The organism is Streptomyces sp. NC-S4, from assembly GCF_054353315.1.
Genome location: NZ_CM135937.1, coordinates 7534623 through 7552712 on the forward strand (window position 1 = coordinate 7534623; position 18090 = coordinate 7552712).

At 69.9% G+C, this 18090-nt stretch carries 11 protein-coding genes and 1 pseudogene; 5 read left to right on the plus strand and 7 right to left on the minus strand.

What is annotated here, in order from left to right:
• Nucleotides 1–114: 114 nt before the first annotated feature.
• The gene (locus ACXNSR_RS33750; RefSeq protein WP_458639134.1) at nt 115–1020 is read left to right on the plus strand and encodes a universal stress protein; all 906 of its coding nucleotides are present in this window, start codon (nt 115–117) and stop codon (nt 1018–1020) included.
• Nucleotides 1017–1292 carry a hypothetical protein gene (locus ACXNSR_RS33755; protein ID WP_458639135.1) on the plus strand — a complete coding sequence of 92 codons (276 nt, stop codon included), beginning with the start codon at nt 1017–1019 and terminating at the stop codon, nt 1290–1292. The genes ACXNSR_RS33750 and ACXNSR_RS33755 overlap by 4 nt, the downstream gene beginning before the upstream one ends.
• A 121-nt stretch (nt 1293–1413) precedes the next feature.
• On the opposite strand, the gene ACXNSR_RS33760 is transcribed toward ACXNSR_RS33755, so the two are convergent.
• From ACXNSR_RS33760 to ACXNSR_RS33775, 4 genes are all read right to left on the minus strand, one after another.
• Nucleotides 1414–2325, minus strand: a complete 912-nt coding sequence (locus tag ACXNSR_RS33760) for a universal stress protein (protein ID WP_458639136.1) — start codon at nt 2323–2325, stop codon at nt 1414–1416.
• A gap of 269 nt (nt 2326–2594) precedes the next feature.
• Nucleotides 2595–3485: a universal stress protein gene (locus ACXNSR_RS33765; RefSeq protein WP_458639137.1), complete on the minus strand. Its 891-nt coding sequence runs from the start codon at nt 3483–3485 to the stop codon at nt 2595–2597.
• A 69-nt stretch (nt 3486–3554) separates the two neighbouring features.
• On the minus strand, nt 3555–5147 hold the full coding sequence (locus tag ACXNSR_RS33770; protein WP_458639138.1) for an oleate hydratase: 1593 nt from the start codon (nt 5145–5147) through the stop codon (nt 3555–3557).
• Nucleotides 5148–5466: 319 nt separating this feature from the next.
• A complete protein-coding gene (locus ACXNSR_RS33775; protein ID WP_458639139.1) occupies nt 5467–5667 on the minus strand; it encodes a hypothetical protein in 201 nt (66 codons plus the stop codon).
• 318 nt (nt 5668–5985) lie between these two features.
• On the opposite strand from ACXNSR_RS33775, the gene ACXNSR_RS33780 reads away from it, so the two are divergent.
• The gene (locus tag ACXNSR_RS33780) at nt 5986–6618 is read left to right on the plus strand and encodes a hypothetical protein (RefSeq protein ID WP_458639140.1); all 633 of its coding nucleotides are present in this window, start codon (nt 5986–5988) and stop codon (nt 6616–6618) included.
• Between the two features lie 417 nt (nt 6619–7035).
• Nucleotides 7036–7209 (plus strand): annotated as a pseudogene (locus ACXNSR_RS33785) (pirin family protein); the annotation flags it as partial.
• 422 nt (nt 7210–7631) lie between these two features.
• On the opposite strand, the gene ACXNSR_RS33790 reads toward ACXNSR_RS33785, so the two are convergent.
• The 3 genes from ACXNSR_RS33790 to ACXNSR_RS33800 all read right to left on the minus strand — a co-directional run bounded on the left by ACXNSR_RS33790 (nt 7632) and on the right by ACXNSR_RS33800 (nt 17123).
• Nucleotides 7632–8261, minus strand: coding sequence for a hypothetical protein (locus ACXNSR_RS33790; protein ID WP_458639141.1), 630 nt, complete (start codon nt 8259–8261; stop codon nt 7632–7634).
• A 155-nt stretch (nt 8262–8416) separates the two neighbouring features.
• A complete protein-coding gene (locus ACXNSR_RS33795; RefSeq protein WP_458639142.1) occupies nt 8417–9013 on the minus strand; it encodes a hypothetical protein in 597 nt (198 codons plus the stop codon).
• Between the two features lie 787 nt (nt 9014–9800).
• Nucleotides 9801–17123, minus strand: coding sequence for a LamG domain-containing protein (locus ACXNSR_RS33800; protein ID WP_458639143.1), 7323 nt, complete (start codon nt 17121–17123; stop codon nt 9801–9803).
• 394 nt (nt 17124–17517) lie between these two features.
• On the opposite strand from ACXNSR_RS33800, the gene ACXNSR_RS33805 reads away from it, so the two are divergent.
• On the plus strand, nt 17518–17766 hold the full coding sequence (locus ACXNSR_RS33805; protein ID WP_386071515.1) for a hypothetical protein: 249 nt from the start codon (nt 17518–17520) through the stop codon (nt 17764–17766).
• Nucleotides 17767–18090: the final 324 nt, after the last annotated feature.

An 18090-nucleotide genomic window follows, 5' to 3' on the forward strand; every position in this document is an offset into this window, starting at 1 on the left:
CAGAACCCTTGGTGGGGACCTTCGGCCCCGACGAGGTACCTAGGGCCCCTCTTCTGTCCGGCGCTGGGGTGTCAGCGTGGAGCTGCCCCCAATAGCGGTCGGCCAGGAGGAGCTATGGAAAGCAACAGCAGAGGTCCGGACCTCGGATCGGTCATCGTCGGTGTCGATGGGTCCGAGCCTGCCCGGTGGGCGGCGCTCTGGGCTTCGGACGAGGCTGCGCGGCGCCGTCGCCCCCTCCACATCGTGTACGGGTCCGACGTCGACGGCCGGGTCCTCGAGCTTTCGGACGACGACATGGAACGGGTCCGTGTCGCAGGGCGTGAACTGCTGGACGTTACGGCCGAGGCCGTGCAGTCCCGGCATCCCGCGCTCTCGGTCACGACGGAGTTCAGCCGTAGCGGGCCTGCGATGAGCCTGCGCCGGGCCGCGAGCGACCGCGGGACCCTCGTCGTCGGCAACCGGGGACCGGGCGGATTCAGCTCTTTGACCCTGGGCTCGGTCGGCCTCAAGGTCGCTGCGGACGCTCGTACACCCGTGATCGTCGTGCGGGGGAGCGAGCACGAGGCCGTGAACGGTGAAGTGCTGGCCGCCGTGCGCGACGAGCGCGACCTCGATTGCGTCCGTCACGCCGCGCGTGAAGCCGAGCTGCGCAAGGCCTCGCTGCGGCTGCTGTACGTACAGGGCGTCCTGCAGTCCGTCGTATCCGCGGCGGGAGCAGCCGATGGCCAGAACGGGGTCGCCGGCCACCGTGGGCAGAGCTTGAAGGTCGTAGCCGAGCAGATCCGGGCCGAGTGCCCCTCGCTGACGGTCCAGGCGGACGCGGAGAGGAGTGTGTCCGTCGCCGGGGTGCTGGTGGAGGCCTCCCGCCACGCCGATCTGCTGGTCATGGGTGGGCGCCGCTCGCCCGGCTACCTCGGGCGCACCCTGGGGCGCGTGACGCACAGCCTGCTGCACCATGCGCACTGCCCCGTCGAACTGATCCCGCGGCACGCCGACGAGCCCAGGAGCGAGGCGTCATGACGACCACCGAGATGGCCACCACCGAAGCCGGCGAGATTCTCGTCCGCATCGACCCGGCGGAAAACTGGTACGCGAGCCTGGCTCGGGCGGCAACCGAGGCCGAGAAGCGCGGGCTGGGGCTTCGCCTCGTCCTCACCACAGCCCCTCAACAAGATCTGCCACCTGCCACCGAGAGCCGAAGTTCCACTACCGGCCAGTGCCCCTCAGAGGCAAAACGGTGGGGCGAGGAAGACTTCCGCCGTGAAGAACGAGACACAGGCGGAACGCAGTAGCGCCAGGCACACGCTGAGCCCGGCCGGTGGACATCACCCGGCCGGGCTCGGCGCGCATGGGTTGCTCCCAGGTCTGTGGTCAGCCACGGACGGTCAGGGCAACCCGGCACACGCGATCGCTTCAAGCGTGGGGTACGACCGCGACCGGGGCTGTGGCGTGGTGGAGGACAGCGTGGGCGACCGGGCCGAGATGGGCGCCGATGGCGGAGCGGCGTATCCGCCGGCCGACGACAACCAGTGAGGCCTCTGCCGAGGCTTCGACGAGCTGGTTGGCGGGTTGCCCCACCGAGCAGTCCACTTCGACACGGACTTCGGGGTACTTGTCACGCCAGGGCCGCAGTTCGTCGGCGAGCGCCGTCGCCGTGGAGGTCGCCATGCCGTCCCGTACCTCGGGCGCGAGCAGCGCCGGGTCGAACGCGAAGGCGGGCGGCATGCTCCAGCGGTGGATCACACGCAGTGGGGCCCGGCCTACGGACGCCGCGTCGAAGGCGTGGTCGAGGAGCTCGGCAGACGGGTGGGAGAGGTCCAGCCCGAGCACGACAGGCCGGTCGTTGTCCTTCCGTGGTGCGTCACCATCAGACGCGGGCAGGCAGTCGGCGTCCAGCCAGGCGCCCGGCCGCACGACCACGACCGGGCGCTTGGCCTGGGCGAGCACGGCCTGGGAGACGGATCCGACGAGGAATCCTGTCATCGCCCCCAGTCCGCGCGAGCCGAGTACCAGTACCTCGGCCTCCTGCGCGGCAGCGACCAGGACGGTCAGCGGCCGCCCGTCCACCTGCTCCGTGGTGATCTCCAGGCCGGGGTGCCGCTCGGTCAACTGCAGCGCGACCTCCCGGGGGATGCGCTCACCCCAGTACTGGGGTGACGGGGTGGCCTCGGTCTGCGACGCGTATCCGTAGGACGGGATCCACTCCTCCATGGCGTGCAACAGCTTGAGGGGGACCCGGCGCCGCCGGGCTTCCCGGGCGGCCCACTCGGCGGCGGCAAGAGATGCAGGGGATCCGTCGATTCCCGCAATGACCGTACGTGACATGGTGTTTCCTCCGGAGCCTATGGGGCGAGTACCGTCGTCCGTCGTCGGCGGTGTGTGTCCCACCCTTCCCTTCCGCACCGTGGGGGAGCGATGGTCCAGGAGACCCGGGGAACGGGCCGAACGTCCCTCGTCGCCCGGCCGGACAGTGGCTGTGCCGGACACGGACGTGCGCGGTGCCCACACCAGTCACTGAGCACCTGGTACGCGAAGCGGCCCGCGTCCCTCACAGAGGGAACGCGGGCAACGGCGGTGCGGAGCGCTGTGAATGGTCAGTCGTGGGGGATGACGGCCACCGGCGTCCGGCAGCGGTGCAGGACCGCACGGGTCACACCTCCGGTGTGGGGACCGAGCCGGGATTGGCGGTTGCGGCGGCCCATGACGAGGAGGCCGGCCGTGTGGGAAGCCTCCACCAACCTTCGCGCGGGGTGGCCGGGGCGGATCTCCCCTGTGACGCGCAGGCCGGGGTACGCATGCCGCCACTGCTCGATCACCTGCGTCAGGTCTCGTGCGGTCCTCGCGTCCGCAGCTCCGGGCGCCATGGCCGAAGCGGTCAGTGCCGCATCGCTGCCGAGCCCCCGCTGGGTATGCGGGCTGTGTACGACTCGCAGGGGTACACCGAGCCGGTGGGCCCGGGAGAAGGCGTGGTCCAGAACTTCGTCGCACGGGTGGGAGAGGTCCAGGCCGAGGACGATGCCGCCGTTCGGGATCGGAGCGCGGCCCGGAACCAGGACGACAGGATGCCGGGTACGGGCGACCACGGACAGGGCCACCGAACCGGACACGAACCCGGCGACCCCGCCCAGACCGCGGGAACCGAGCACCAACAGCTCGGACTCCTCGGCGGCCCCGCACAGAACGGTGGCCGGCTCGCCGCACAGCTCCTGCGCGACCACGTCCAGGCCCGGATGCGTGCGCCGTATCCGCTCGGCCGTGGAGCGCGGGTCCACGTCGTACGGCTCCAGCCTGGTGCGAGAGCCGATGAGCGGTGAATGGACGTCCGGTTCCAGGCCCCACACGTGCACGAGGCGAAGGGCGAGACCCCGTCGGCGCGCTTCGTCCGCGGCCCAGGCGACGGAGGCCAGGCTCTCGCGAGATCCGTCGAGCCCGACGGTGATCGCCCGGGACCGGCGGACCCCGAGATCGGGTGGAGAGGTTGGCACGGGGTGGAACACGGAAGGACCTCCGGTCTGAAACGGCGAGCCGTGCTGTTGGGAGAGGCGAGCCACAGCTCAGGCGAAGACGGCCTTGAGGGCCCGCAGCGCCGTCAACGGGTCGGACAGCGCGTGGTAGACGGCCGGAACCTCCTTGTCGACGCCCAGCAGTTCGTACACCGCGCGCATCGCCCCGCGGACGGAGTACTCGACGGTGAAGACGACGTCTTCGGGGATCTCGGTGAACTGCCCGAGGAAGGCGAAGTTTGTCGACCCGGAGGGGACCACCAGCGGCCGGTCGTGGATGTCACGGCGCTCGAACTGGCTGGTGATGTAAGGCATCATCACCGTCGTGACGGCAGTGGTGGCGCACACCTCGTCGGCGATGTCGTCGAAGCCGAGGTGCCCGAGCAGTTCGACGAGGATCTCCTGTCCCGTGGCCTCCGACATCTTCTTGCCGGTCAACTCGCCCGGTTCGTCCACGAACAGCCCGTACCCCCAAAGGGTGAAGACGTCCTCGGGCTGGCCGGCGAAGTGCGGCTGGTGGGGCACGACCACCGACATCAGCCAGCGCGAGTCCTTGAACGTCATCAGCGCCCCGGTGCCGGGGGCATTGCCGGAGAACTCCTCGATCCGCTTGAGCAGCGCCGGACTGCGCATCGTCAAGGTGAACGACTCCCACTTGGCCTCGTCGACGTTGCCGTTGAAGGCCCCGGGCCGACCGAAGTCCGGAGCCTTGCGGGCCAGCGTCTCCCACAGGTTCCAGGCCCCGTCGCGCTTGTCGCGGACCAGCTCGGGGGCGGTGTCGTCGCCTCCGTAGCGGGCGTCCGCGGTCATGGAGCCGATGGTGATGAACGCGTAGTCCTGCGGCCCGATTCCGTACGATCCCGCTGTGCCGTCCCGCTCGAACAGGATGCGCTCGGCCCGGCGCTCGCCGGCCTCGCCGACGGCGAACTCCACGTCGGTGACTCGGATTCCGTGCTCGATGCGGACTCCCTGCCGCCCCAGCCACGCCTGTACCGGCAGAACGATCGAGTCGTACTGGTTCAGCCGCGTGCGTCGTACTCCGGCGAGGGTGTGGATACGGGGGAGTTCCTGGAGGAAGCGCAGGAAGTAGCGCTTGAGCTCGATGGCGCTGTGCCAGTTCTGGAAGGCGAAGGTGGTGCGCCACATCGCCCAGAAGTTGGTGGTGAAGAAGTGCTCGGAGAAGAAGTCCTCGATCCGGCGCGCGCCGATGACGGACTCGGGCAAGGCGAGCAGGCGGGCCATCTCCACCCGGTCGGCAGTGGTGAAGCCCAGCTCTGAGGCGTCGAGGATTCGGCCGGAGGCGTCGATGAGCCGGGCGTTGGCGTGGGTGAGCCAGCGGGCGTTGAACTCCTCGGTCTCCTGCAGGACGGACACGTTGTCGTTGCCGAGCGTGGGGATCGCCGCCAGGAGGTTCCACAGGCAGACGTAGGCTTCGTCCTCCAGCATCCGGCCACCCCGGGCGACGTAGCCGGTGTCCGGTGCGCCACTGCCGTCGAGTGCGCCGCCGGTCTGCGTCAGTTCCTCGAGGATGTGGATGTTCTCGCCGGGCATCCCCGCGTCCCGTACGAGGAAGACCGCCGCGGCCAGCGAGGCGATGCCTCCGCCGACCAGATAGGCGTGGGAGTTCTGGGTTTCGTTCGTCATGGCCATGCCCTTCGAAGGGCGAGGTGCCTCCCCGCCACTCCGTCCAGCCAACTCCCCCGCCAGCACGTCCCACAGGAGCCGAGGGGCCTGGTCGCCAGGTCCGTTGGTCCCTCCGGTGCTGCTGGAGATCTCGTATCCGGGGGACGTACACGTGCCCCGCCTTGCGATGAGTCGCGTGTCGGCAGCCGGTCCCTCACCGGGGCAGCTCCGGCCAGCTCTCCCTGGCCAATGCCTCCTTCCTCGCCTGTTGCCGACCAGCGCCCGGCCAAGAGGCTGTCCGGCTGGCTCCCGAGGGCCCTTCGGCCCAGGGCGGGGACGATCACAGGCCTGTCGACCTTCCGTTGCCGCTGCCCTGACGGTCCAGGCTCGTGGCGGCAGCGAGAGCGATGAAGCCGACGGCCATCATGATCAGTCCGACGAGCGGCCGGTCGGCGGTGGCCCATTGCCAGTCCACAGCGAACGTGAGAATGGCGCCGAGACCGATCGATGTGATGGCGCCGATGGCAAGGAGACCGGCCATGGCACTCACCTCCCTTGTCCGTCGTCCACGAGACTCCTTGCCCCGTGCAGACCTCACTGTTCCGAAGGGTGCAGCGGGCTCACAGGGGCCTGTCGGCCCCCTCTCTCGGGCAACAGGGCCCTCACAGCGGCGAGAGCGAACCTTCCGGCTCCCGGCACTCTGCCCCCGCTTCCGAGATCGACGGTGAACCGCGCGGCTCTGAGGGACCATTGGCGGCGCGGCGTAGGCCGTTCGCCCTCATGGCCCGCGCCCTCCGTGCGGGGACATTGGCCATGGGGGCACGCACAGGGCCTGCCCATGAGGAAAGGTTCCTACGACATGGCTCTCCACCAGCACCAGCGCCAGCACCGTCAGCCGGGAATGCGCTTCGCCGGGTGGCGCAAGGCGACCTCGGCCACAACGCCCGGTACCGCGGCTGATGAACTCACCACGCCTCTGACCGTCGCGCGCGTCGCGGCAGCGACCCGGCTGCTGACCGCGTTCACGTTCCTCTGGGCTTTCGGCGACAAGGCATTCGGCTGGGGATACGCGACCCCGGCGGGCAAGGGATGGATCGATGGCGGGTCTCCGACCAAGGGCTTCCTGAGCCACGTCTCTGCCGGGCCGCTGGAGGCGACGTTCCATTCCTGGGCCGGGGCGGCCTGGGCCGACTGGACCTTCATGCTGGGACTGCTCGGCATCGGTATCGCCTTGGCCAGCGGCGTCGCCCTACGCGTCGCGGCTGCTGCGGGCACCACGATGATGGCGCTCATGTGGGCCGCCGAGTGGCCCCCTGCCAGGCACCTGTCGGACGGCAGCCTCAGCATGTCCACGAATCCGTTGGTGGACTATCACGTCCTGTACGCGGCGGTCCTGGTGACCCTCGCGGCGATCGGAGCCGGATGCACCTGGGGTCTGGGGAGCCTCTGGCAGAGCCTGCCCCTTGTCCGCGGCAAGGGCTGGCTCGTTTGACGACGCCGGAGGACGATGCGGGGCTGCCGCGACGATGGTGGCCCTGGGCCAGCTGCAAACGATCAGGGTCGAACGGTCCTGGCGGTCCTCGGTCTGCCCGGCGGCACTGAGCCACTCGGCACCGCCGGTGTTGCCAGGAGCCTGGTCTCGGCCGACCTGTCTGTTTGGCCGCTCCGCTTGGACTGCCGTGTAACTCACGGATGCATCCGTTGTCTCCCGGCGGTCGCGCCTGTTGTCGGCCAACTGGTCGCCAACCTGTTCTCGACGACGTGCGACGTGGCCTCGGCGGCAGTGGCGGATACGTCGAGCGGCTGGGCGCACGTTCGGGTGCCTGTGCATGCCCGCCGGGAGAGGCGCCGATGCTGACTTTTGCTGACTTCCAGCGACTTTTAACGCTCTGACCTGCGGAACTGTCGAGAGATCGAATGGTTCTGGAACTGGATCGGACGGTCACACGATGATATCGCGCAGGCCCGAGAAGACTGGATGAACGGGTCGCGATTCGGTGAGGTGAAGGGCTACGACGGCCCTCCGATTCCGGCCCCAGAGCTTCCCCCAACCCACCTGAAGGCGCGAGGAAGGGTGCGTTGACCTGCTGGTTTGTGCGCGCGAGGGCTGGGTGTGGTAATTGCGCCCGGCCCTCCGGTTTTGGTTTCGCAGGGGAGGCTGTCGAATGCGGGGCGAGAGCCTTCGGCGCCGACGGTCGAGTCTCATGTGTTGCAGGCTGTAACCAGGTTTGGTCGGACGAATGCTGACCTTTTGCTGACTTTACTGACGAGTAGTTAGATCTGGTTGCCGGTTACGTCGCCGCCTCTTGGTAGTCAAGGGCGATGGTGGTCGCCGCCGGGCCGTCGCCTCCCACCACCCTGGCGGCGAACCCGGCCGGGGTCTGCGATCCATGGATGAGGGGGGCGGGTTAGTGCGCGGCGGGTGTTGTGCACAAGTGACAAGACATTGCTCGGCCGGTCCTCTTCGCCGGGCGGAGCTGGAAACGTCGTGTGAGAGCGGGAAGCCTACGGCTCCGATGTGACGGGGCGTTCCAGTGGAGTGCCCTCTTTGAGGAATCGGGTGACCGCGTCCATGCGGTCGGAGAATCCGACTGGTGTGTAGTCCGCCAAGAGGTCGAGGTGATCGGCGGGCCAGGCTTGGGGGTTGCCCTTCAGCAGCACGAGGCGCTGGTCGAAGGCGTAGTCCGCGCGCTCGATGCGCTGCACGAGCGACAGAGCATGCTCCAGGCCCTGCTCAGAGCCGCCGACGGCCTGCACCAGGACTGTTCGCTTGGGCAGGTTGATGCGCGCGGTGGGGCGTACCGTGGCGCCGCGGGGGAGCTCCACGGTGGGGCGCCGGTCGTAGGCGATGCGGGCATCGTCGAGGTACGCGTAGAACTGACGCACGAGCTTGCTGTCCCGGTCAGGGGCTGCGAGCCATCGCAGCCCGTCGGTGGTCAGCATCGCACTACTGATGTCCGATACGAGCGTCGCCGCCTGTTGCAGGGGCCGGCGGCCAACGATTCGTCCGTCCACTTCGCTGAGGCGGAATGCGCTGAGTGTCTCGGTCCAGGCGGTCGCTGCTCGGGTTGGGCCCCAGACGTCGACTCCAGCATCGGCCAAGCGAGAAACCATGGTGCCGCCGTCGCTGGCCAAGGCGTCGTCTCCGGACACTCGGAGAAGGACGGTCAGGCCGTCTCCGTCAGCGAAGTACGAGCGTCCTGTGAGTGCGACGGATCCCGGGCGGCCTGCCGGTGCGATGTGCCAGCAGCGCAAGTCCTCGGTGAGGCGAGGGTCGAGGGGGGAGGCGCTCATGGGTATTCCTCGAATCCCTCTAGCGTCGGGGCCGGTATCGGCGGCGTGGGCGGAACCCAAACGTAGCCTGCGGAGATGTCCATCTTGCATTCCAGGACGAAGTCCCTGACGACGCGGTCGTACTCTTCGTCCATAGAGGTGAGCGTCGCATTGGCGATCGGGTCCGGCGCGTGACGGATGTCGTCCGGGGCGTAGACGTCCCTGTTGCCTCGGTGTTCGCTCCACCTGTGTTTGTGCGTGCGATTGATGAAGTGCTCGCCGGTTTCGCGGTCGAGGTGTGTCCCCCGAACATCGAGGCGGCGGAGGACCGTGCGGCTTCCGGGGTGGAGGAGTATCAGGCTGTACTCCCACGGCTTGTCGAGGCCTATTCGGAAGCGGAGGTCGAGGCGGCAGGAGAGATCGGTGCGGACGGGAGTGTTCGCCTCGACGTGGATAGGGGAGTACGCGCGACGCGGAGCATTCTTCTGTTTCCACCGGAACGGAAGGTGGAGAGCGCCTCCGACCTTGCCCCCGAGGATCTTGTCGGCCAGGGCATCGATCATCACGTCGTCAGGGTCCATGCACTCCCCCCTCAGCATCGAGATGACGAACATAGAACCAGCACCCCGGGATTGATAGTGGAACGGATCGACGTCTTGCGTCTTCCTCGAGGTCTTCGGCCACACCGCGCGCGCGAGCCTCCACCGCTCCAGCAAGCCGCCGGTGGTCTGGGCTCGGTCGACGCGGAGGGCGGTTCCTCTGTGCGTCGGCGCTGGCAGCAACTTGCCGACCGGGTTCGGAAGTCTGCGCAGTCGCCGTGACAGCCGCCGACACCAGAGAGCCGCGCCGTATGGCTCAGCAGATTCTTCGTCTGCTGGTGGTACAGCAGTTGGAATAGGGCTGACCAGGCAAAACGGTGGTTCGGGATGTCCATCCCGGCAGTATGGTCCGAGAATGGACCGGATCTTGGTCCCGGCCGACCAGACACGGGTTGCTCATCCGGAGGGCCAAGCTGCCGGGCTGGCGACGTCGTTGCAGTGCAGGATGCGGTGGGCGGTTGAGGGCGTGATCCCGGTCGGGGCGGTCACCCGCAGGGATCGATCAGGCAGCCGGTTGGCATGTCTGGTAGCGGCGCGTGGGCCGCGCGCCGCGAGTGTGTGGAGAGCCTGCTGGGGCTGGGGCTGGGGCTGGGGCTGGGGCCGGCCCGCGACGCGTACGGTCGGCGTCGGGTGGCGCTCGTTCCTCGCCCGGCTGCACCAACTCGGTGATCGGCACCGCCGCCAACACGGTCACCGCCTTCACCCCCGCCCGTGCGCAGCGCCTCTCCATTCCGCAGTGGGATGCTGTCGCCGGACGCCTGGCGCGCCCGGCCCTCCGAGGTGACGGAGGGCCGGGCCCAGGTCAGTTGTCCATGCCGAAGTAGCGGCTGAGGTAGTCGATGATCTCCGTGGAGTGGGGGAGGAGCTCGGGCAGCTGGGCGGCCAGGGCCGCGCGGGTGGCGGTGGCGAGGGCGCCGGTGCTGGTGGCGGCGGGGCGGACGTACGGTTCCAGGCGCTTGATCAGCTCGTAGTTGCTGTCGATGTTCTCGGCGCGCATCGCCTTCTCCAACGGCGGCGCCCCGGGCGGCGGGACGGGTGCGAGCACCCGGCTGACGTAGGTGACGCGGTGCAGGATCCGCCAGCACGGGGGCTTGGCGGAGTTCTGGCGGGTCTGCCGCAGGGCGGCGGCGTCGGGGGCGTCGCTGCCCGACAGCCAGGTGGGGTCGACGACCTTGTGGTAGAAGTCGTCGAAGTTGGCGCTGTTCTCGCCGAGGTAGAAGGTGAGGAAGCGGTAGGCGTCGACCTTGCCCGGCACCAGGACGGGCTTGCCCGCCGTGTCGTAGACGGGCTTGCCGTCCTTGTCGCGGCGCTGCAGGTCACCCGGGGGTGCGCACTGGACGTCGAGGCCGAAGGAGCGGGAGGCGTCCTTGCCCTTGGCCCGGGTGACGCTGAAACCGCCTCCCACGGAGGCCTCAAGCTGGCCGTAGAAGTTCACACCTTTGAAGCCGAAGTTGCCCCCGTAGGTGCCGCCGATACTGCCGCTGAGCGCGTAGGAGCCGGAGGTGGTCTCGCTGACGGCGTCGGTGGCCTCGGTGGTCTCGGCGAAGAAGCCGCCCTGGGCCGTCCAGACGTAGGTGTTGACCAGGTCCCGGTGCGAGAAGCCGGTGGCGGCGGCGCTGCCGGCGGTGCTGCGCCCGGTCTCCTGCTGCTCGACGGACATGCCCATCGAGCGCAGGAGCGCGTTGGCCTGTCCCTGGGTCGGGTCTGGGCGGTGGGTCTCGGTCGAGACCGATTCGTAGAAGGCGTGCAGCCGCTGCTGGTCGCGGGTGATCCGGCGCTTGAGCGCGTAGGCGTCCCGCGGCTTGAAGTAGCTGTACTCGCCGTAGCCGGTGGCGGTGGGGTAGTCGGGGTCGGTGACCTTGCCGCGGTCGTCGAAGCCGACCGCGCCGTCCAGGGTGCCCTGCTTGGTGTAGCGGGGGTTGATCGGGAAGTGGATGAGGTTCCAGTCCGGCGGGATGTCCGGGTTGGGCAGCATCCGGTAGGCGACCAGGGCGCCGGTGTGCGCCAGGCGCAGCGCGAAGACGTCGGCGGTCTGGGACTGCACGAGCGCCATGCCGTTGTTGGCGGGCACGTACCGGCGGCCGACGGCGGAGTTCAGCACCTTGGCGGCGTCCTCGGTGTAGCCGGTCAGGGCCAGCTTGGCCTTGCGGGCGGTGTTGGCGCCCTGGCTGACCTTGGTGTCCTCGCTCCAGGTGTTGGAGAACTCCAGGCGGCCCGTCAGGCCGACCTTCAACTGGGCGTCGGCGAGCGGGGACGCGATGCCGAAGCCGGCCGGAGCAGTGATCGACAGGACGCTGGCATCGGTCTCGAAGCCCACCGCGAAGCCGAAGGCGGCGTTGACGCTGCGGGTCTTGCTGGAGGACAGGCTCCGCACCACCTGGTTGGCCTCGGCGAACTCCACCGAGGAGGCGGCGGCGTAGCCGTCGGCCTTGTCGGTGAGGTTCTCCGAGGGCACCGGCGGGGCGCCCTCGATGTAGCCCATGAGTTGCGGGTCGAACTGGGCCTGGCCGACCCACTCGGTGGTCAGGTCACCCACCTTGTAGCCGGTGACCAGGTGCCAGCGGCCGTCGCGGACGAAGCCGTAGCAGCGCTTGAGCACACCGAGCGTCTCGCCCTTCGCGTCGTACTGGAGGTCGGCGTACTCGGTGGCGCCGGGGGCGCCGGCGATGGTGTCGTGGAAGGGAGTGCGGACGTCGGCGAGGGCCGACCGCACCTGGGCGGTGTCCGTGGACACGGGGGCGGTGGAGAGCAGGACGCGGGGCCGCTTCGCGGAGAAGGCGAGGTTGTTGCCGCGCAGGCCCTCGTCGCGCACCGAGGTGGTGCCGGGTTCGGTGGAGTCCCGGTCGAAGGGCCAGTAGCCGAGCAGGTCCCGCTTGTTCTCGCGCAGGCGGGTGAACAGGTTGTCGCTGATCTGCTCCCGGGTGCGGACGGTGCGCCAGATCCGCACCTCCTCCAGCGTTCCGGTCAGCAGCTCCGTCGGTTTGGCCCCTTCCAGGCGGGCGCCCAGGGTGAGCTGGGGATCGCCCCAGGAGGCGGTGTCCTGGGCGGTCACGGGGGCCTCGGACAGCGGCTCGCCGTTGCGGTACAGCCGCAGCGGGCTGGCCGTGGGGTCGACGTCGCGGGTCCAGCGGGCGCCCCGCAGCTTGGCCGGGAAGGAGCCGGAGACGTCGACGGTGACGTTCCCGGCGTTCTCGTTGAAGGGCCAGCGGGCCAGCAGCCCCTTCTCACGCGCGGTGACCGGCTGCCCGAGCTGGACGGCCGGCCGTGCGGAGTTCCACAGCCGCACCTCGCACAGGACGCCGTGCAGCCCACGGCCGATCTCCAGCTCGCCGGAGTTGGACTGTGCACCAGGGCCGCTGTACAGGTGACTGCCGGCGGCTGCGCCGTCCAGGTAGAAGCGGATGTCCTGCTCGGACTGGATGCTCGCGTTCGCCTGGGCGGCAGCGGAGGTGTCGGGCTTGCGGCGCTGCCGCACCACGGTCACCCGCTGGAAGGCACCGACCGTCACGGGCCGGTCGGAGGTGTGCCGGACGGCCTTGCCGTCGGCCTCGGCGAAGGCGAACTCCACCCGGCCGTCGGCCAGGATGCCCAACTGGTACGGGACGCCTTCCCGGCCGCCGTCGACCACCGTGCCCTTGGCGAGCAGGCCCATCGGGGCGCCGAGCTTGTCGATCCGGACGAACGCCTCGATGGTGAGGTCCTCCAGGACGTCCAGCGAATTCTGCGGGGCCACCGACAGGCCCGCGCCGCCGTTCAGGCTCAGGGCCCAGGACTGGGCGAAGGTGGCGGCCAGGTGCGCCCATTCGTTGCACGGGAAACGCTCCGCCGAGCGCACCACCCGGTCGCCCACCCGCGCGACCACCTGGTAGCCCTTGATCGGTGAGGGCGGGCTGCTCGGCCCGTCGAAGGTCCAGTGCCCGAGCAGGCCCGGTTCGCGGCCGGAGAGCCGCTGGTGGCGCTCGGAGGAGATCTCGTGCTGGGTGCGGGCCCGGCCGAAGACGCGGACCTCGTCGATCCGGCCGTCGAGGTAGTCGCCGGTGAAGGGGAAGTGGCCCAGGATCAGCGGGCCGTTGCCGGTGTAGGCCCCGTTGGAGGTGCGGCGGGCGACCTCGACGCCGTCCCGGTAGAGGATCTGCTCGCGGGTGGCGTTCTTGTAGACCGCGGCCCAGTGGTGCCACTCCAGGTCCGGGTAGGCCTGGGTGGTCTTGAGGTCGTCGCCGTACAGCGAGAAGTAGAAGGTCTCGTCGGGGTGGACCCACAGGTGCAGGGACTGGTCGACCCGGCCGTCCGTCGCACCGTGGAACAGCAGCGGCTCGACGCGGCCCCGGGACTGGTTGCGCTTGGCCCACAGCTCGATGGTGAAGTCCCGGTTCGCCAGGTCGAGCGAGGGAGTCAGCTGGGCCTTGGTGCCGCCGACGAACTGCCAGGCCGGCAGGGCGGCCGGGGCGAGCGCCAGGGAGTAGCCCGATCCGTCCGTCCTGGCGTGGACGATCCGGCCCCCTCCGGCCTCGGGGTTGACCCAGGCCTCCAGGCTCAGGTCACCGGTCGGGGCGATGTTCTGCTGCTGGCCGGCGGGCAGGGTCAGGTACTGCTCCTTGCCGTCGAACAGGAAGGCCCGGCCGGGCATCTCGGCCCGCCAGCGGCAGCCGCGGCCGGTGATCGTCGCCTTGGCCGTGCCGTTGGGGACGGAGTCGACGCCGCCCGGGGTGAGCCCGATCAGGCGGGAGCCGGCGGACAGCAGGACCCCGGCCCGGGTGGACTCCGCCCGGGCCCAGTCGTAGCCGACCAGGCTGACCTTGTCGCCGGGCTTGATCGCGGTGCCCGCCGTCGTGAGGGTGAGCGTCTTGGCGCCGGTGAGGTTGTCGGCCTCCGCGGCGTAGCCGGTGCTGCCGATCACGAGGTGGGCCTTGGCCGGGACCGGCACGGTGGTGGCCCCGGTCAGCTCCACACTTCTGCCCGTCACCCGGGCGACCGCCCCGACCGTCACCGGCCGGCCGGGGCTCCCGGCCAGGGCGGCGGCCATCAGGTCGGCCTTGCGCGGCAGCGACCGCCAGGTCTCGGTGTCCGTCCCGACGGAGATCGTGAGGTCGCAGCGGCCGGGCGCGTCGCCGTCCGCGACCTTGATGGTGGCGCTGTCCAGGGCAACGGCCGGGTCGCGGGCGAGGAAGGTGAGCGTGCCGCCGTCCCCGGCGAGGGTCTGGGCACCGCGGACGACGCCGGTGTCGTAGTACACGGCGAAGAACTGGTTCTCGGCGCCGCGGAAGTACAGCACGACGTTGCCGGTGCCGCTGTCCAGCAGTGCGGGCCGGTCGGTGCCCCGGGCGAATTCGAGCAGGCCGCCGGACAGGCTCAGACCGGTGGAGTCCACCGCCAGCAGCGGCATCGCCACCGTCAGGTCGTCGTCCCCCTGCAGGGCGGTCGACAGGCGGGCCAGCTGGTCCCGGGCGTCCTTGAGTTCGGCCTGCTGGGCGGCCAGCACGAGCTGCAGTTCGGCGACCCGCTGTTGGGCTGTGCGCGCCTCCTGGAGGAGCTGGCGCGCGGCGTCCAGCTTCTCCTTCGCCGCGAGGTACGCCACGTCCACACCCGAGCGCATGGACAGGCGCGTCATCTTGAACAGGCCCGAGTCCGCGGTGAGGCAGTCGCTCGACTGGACCAGGTGGGGTAACTGGTACGTGGAGGGCAAACCGATCGCGAGCCGGCTGCCGCGGTTGACGATGCGGACGTGCTCGCCCTCGGCGATCAGCTGGAACTGCGCGCTGACGTTGCCCGGTTCGCGGACGATCGTGCTCAGCCGGGCGGTCTCGGACGTCGAGTTGCCGGTGACGCGCAGGTCCCGGTTGCGCTCGCGGGCGACCAGGAAGTAGCAGGGCCGGCCGCCCTGGCTCTGGCCGGTGTCGTCCAACCACCAGGTCGACCGGGGACCGTTGGGGGGGACGAACTGCACTCCGGCCTCGTACTCCGAGGTGAGGATGGCGAAGAGCGACTGCGCCAGGTGGCCGCTGGCCAACTGGCGCGGTGTCTTGAGCTCCAGGCTGTAGATCCAGGAGGTGGCCAGGTCCTTCTCGGCGAGGTATCGCCGCTCCAGGTCGTCGAAGCCCGGCTTCAGCCGGTCGACTTCCGCCTGGTACTCGGCCACCCTGCCCGCGGTGCCGGCCAGCCGGGTTATCTCCGACTGAAGGGACGCGACCTCCGGCTCCAGCCGCTTGATCAGCTGCTGCAGGGCGCTGACCTGCTCCGAGTCCTGGCCCTTCGTCGGCCGCTTGAGCACCGCCGGGTCCAGCACGTCCGGCGCCTGGGCCAGCCGGCCGTCGCGGCCGACCGCGAAGTCCAGGCCCGCCAGGCAAGGGTTCTGGCCGTACCTGGCGGCGAACGCCAGCAGCACCCGGGCCTGCCGCTTGGCGGGCTTGGGGTCGGGGCGGTACCCGGCGACCACGTTCTCCTGCTGGTGGTACAGCACGGCCGACAGGCCGGACACCACCGAGCGCCCCTTGAGGACGAAGCTGTCGCGCCGCACCCCGGGGTGGTCGCCGACCGGGGCCTCCGAGCCGGTCCACTGCACGCCGCCGCCGAGGGTGCCGTGCAGCGCCCGGTCGGTCTGGTCGTTCGCGGTGCTCCCCGTGCCCTCGTCGAACCGGTAGTAGGCCACCAACCCCGGCTCGTTGCCGATCAGCCGGTAGCTCATGTCCTCGGTGAGCTCGGCGGCAGAACGCACCCGGTCCCAGATCCGGATCTCGTCGACGTCGCCCTTGAAGAGCCTGTCCGTACCACCGGAGGAGTCCTTGCCGACCAGGGTGTTCACACCGGTGGCCGGGGTGAACGGCAGCGCCCCGCTGCCGGCCGGCCTGCCGTTGACGTACAGCTTCGCGGTGGTGCCGTCAAAGGTGGCGGCGATGTGGGTGTAGGCGTCCGTCGGCACCGACTCGGTGGACAGCAGCGGCGACGGCGCGCCCCGGTGGGTGAGGCTCACCAGGCCGGCGGCGTCCACCGCCAGCAGGTACTCCCCGCTCCTGGCCAGCACCGGACCGTCGAGGGCAGCCGGTTTGACCCAGGCCTCGATCGAGTACGCCTTGCCGCCGAACCGCAGCGCCGCCGGATCGCCCAGGTCGACATGGGCGTCGGTGCCGTCCAGCCGCAGCGCGGTCTCCGCACGCCCCTCGGTGCCCGTCACCGATACCAGCTCGCGACCGGTGAACGGGCAGTTGCCCGGGCTGCGCTCGAACACCGCGTCGCGGTAGAGCGGGTCGGGGCTGGTGTAGAAACGGGTGCCCCGGGTGTTGAACAGGCCCTGGGCGCCCTGCTCGACGCTGAAGGAGTCGACCCGCCCGGTGGCGTCGTTGTGGGCGAACAGCTGCCAGCGCTGCACGCCGCTGATCGCGGTGGGCACCAGCACGGCGGCGAACCGGCCCTGGGTCAGGTTCCGTACGAAGGACAGCTCCTGGGTCGGCTCGTGGAAGGGGCGGCCCTCCATGTCCTCGGTGCCCAGGCTGTCCTTGGCCGACTCGGGACGGGTGGCGTGCCGGCTGCGCTTGTAGCGGACCTCCAGAACCGGCTTGAGCTTGCCGTCCACCAGCAGGAACCGGTCGCACAGCAGGGTGTCGCGCACCAGCGGCACCTTCTTCGTACCGCTGAGCACGTAGTCCGTGCGGGACGCGCTGCCCGAACAGCCGCCGCCGGTCAGCTTGTACACCGCGTCGGAGTGCGTCTCGCCGACCGACTGCCGTAACACCACCACGTACGTGCCGTCGGAGACCACGTGGAACGGGGCGTCCGCCGTCAGCCGCGCGGTGGTGGACAGGAACGGGTCGGTCTCCTGGGCCGTGGGCCGCTCGTCGACGGCCGCCTCGGCCCCGCCGCGCTTGACCGTCGGCATCGCCGTCGCGCCGACCACTGCGTACCCCACCTCGGCCAGCTCCCGGGGGAAGACCAGCTCGGCCGGGTTGTCGCTCCAGTACGCGGTGTCCGCCTCGCCCTTGGCCGGCGGGCCGGACAGGTCCAACACCGAGTAGACGATCCGGCGGGACGCATCCATCGCGAACGCGATGGTGGTGCCCTGGTGCCGCGCCATCGTCACGTGCCGGTACGACCGGTCTCCGTAGATCTTGAGCAGGGATTCCTGCGGTGCCACTGCTTCCCCTCCCGCGAGCATGACCGCTGACCCCGGCCCTCACGGTCCGGAGCGGCGCTGAACGTGCGGATCACTCCTGACGGAGCGTCGGCCATTCTGGCACCCACAGTTACGATTGCGCGGAGGCCGTGGAGCCACTCGGGCGGTACACGGCTTGAACACCGCTCCGGGTGGCCGGACTTCGCCGTCCGGCGACCATTGTCACGGCCGAGGAGACGCAGGCCCGGCGAAGCCGTCGGGTGGCCGCCCCGCCGTGTCGTTCCGCGTTCCACCCGCCGTCGACACCCGTTGCGACCGACGCCTGCTGCCGCCCGAGCGGTAGGCCGAGCGGCTCAACTCGCCCCTGCCGGAGCCGGGAAAACCGGAAACCAGCTACGGCCTTGGTCTTATGGGCGTGCGCGACTGGATCGGGCACACCGGCGAGATTCCCGGCTTCACCGCGACGCTCTTCTACCACCCGGGGCTGGACGCCACTGTGGTGGTGCTGGTCAACAGCGATGTCGCGTCGGGAGGATGCCCGCCTCAGATCCCCACCTTGGCGAAGAGCCGCCGCAACGGCCCGTGCGACGTACCGGCGAACCTGATCAGTGCCGCACTCGCGGACGCCCTTGGCAAGCCCATTCCGCCGCCGCCCACCCCCTGAGAACATCCTGCGAGGCGAACGGCGACACCCCTCCGCCCGGCCGTAGCTGGAGGATCGACTTGCGCTGTTCCGCAGGGGCGCCGGCCGGGAATCTGGTCCGTGACTGGTCCGGAAGGAAGGGCTGAGCTGACCCCTTGGGTCGGTGCAGTGGTTTCACACCGGTCGGTGTCTGATCGCAAGAGAGCTCCCGGAGAGCAATCTCCATTCAAGGAGCTCGACTTCGGGCTCCAGAAGAATCCGAGCTTCTTGGGGGAGTGGCTGACCAAAACGTTCTTCGTCTCCTGGTGGTACAGCAACTACACCTCTCCTGACCTGGTAAAAGGT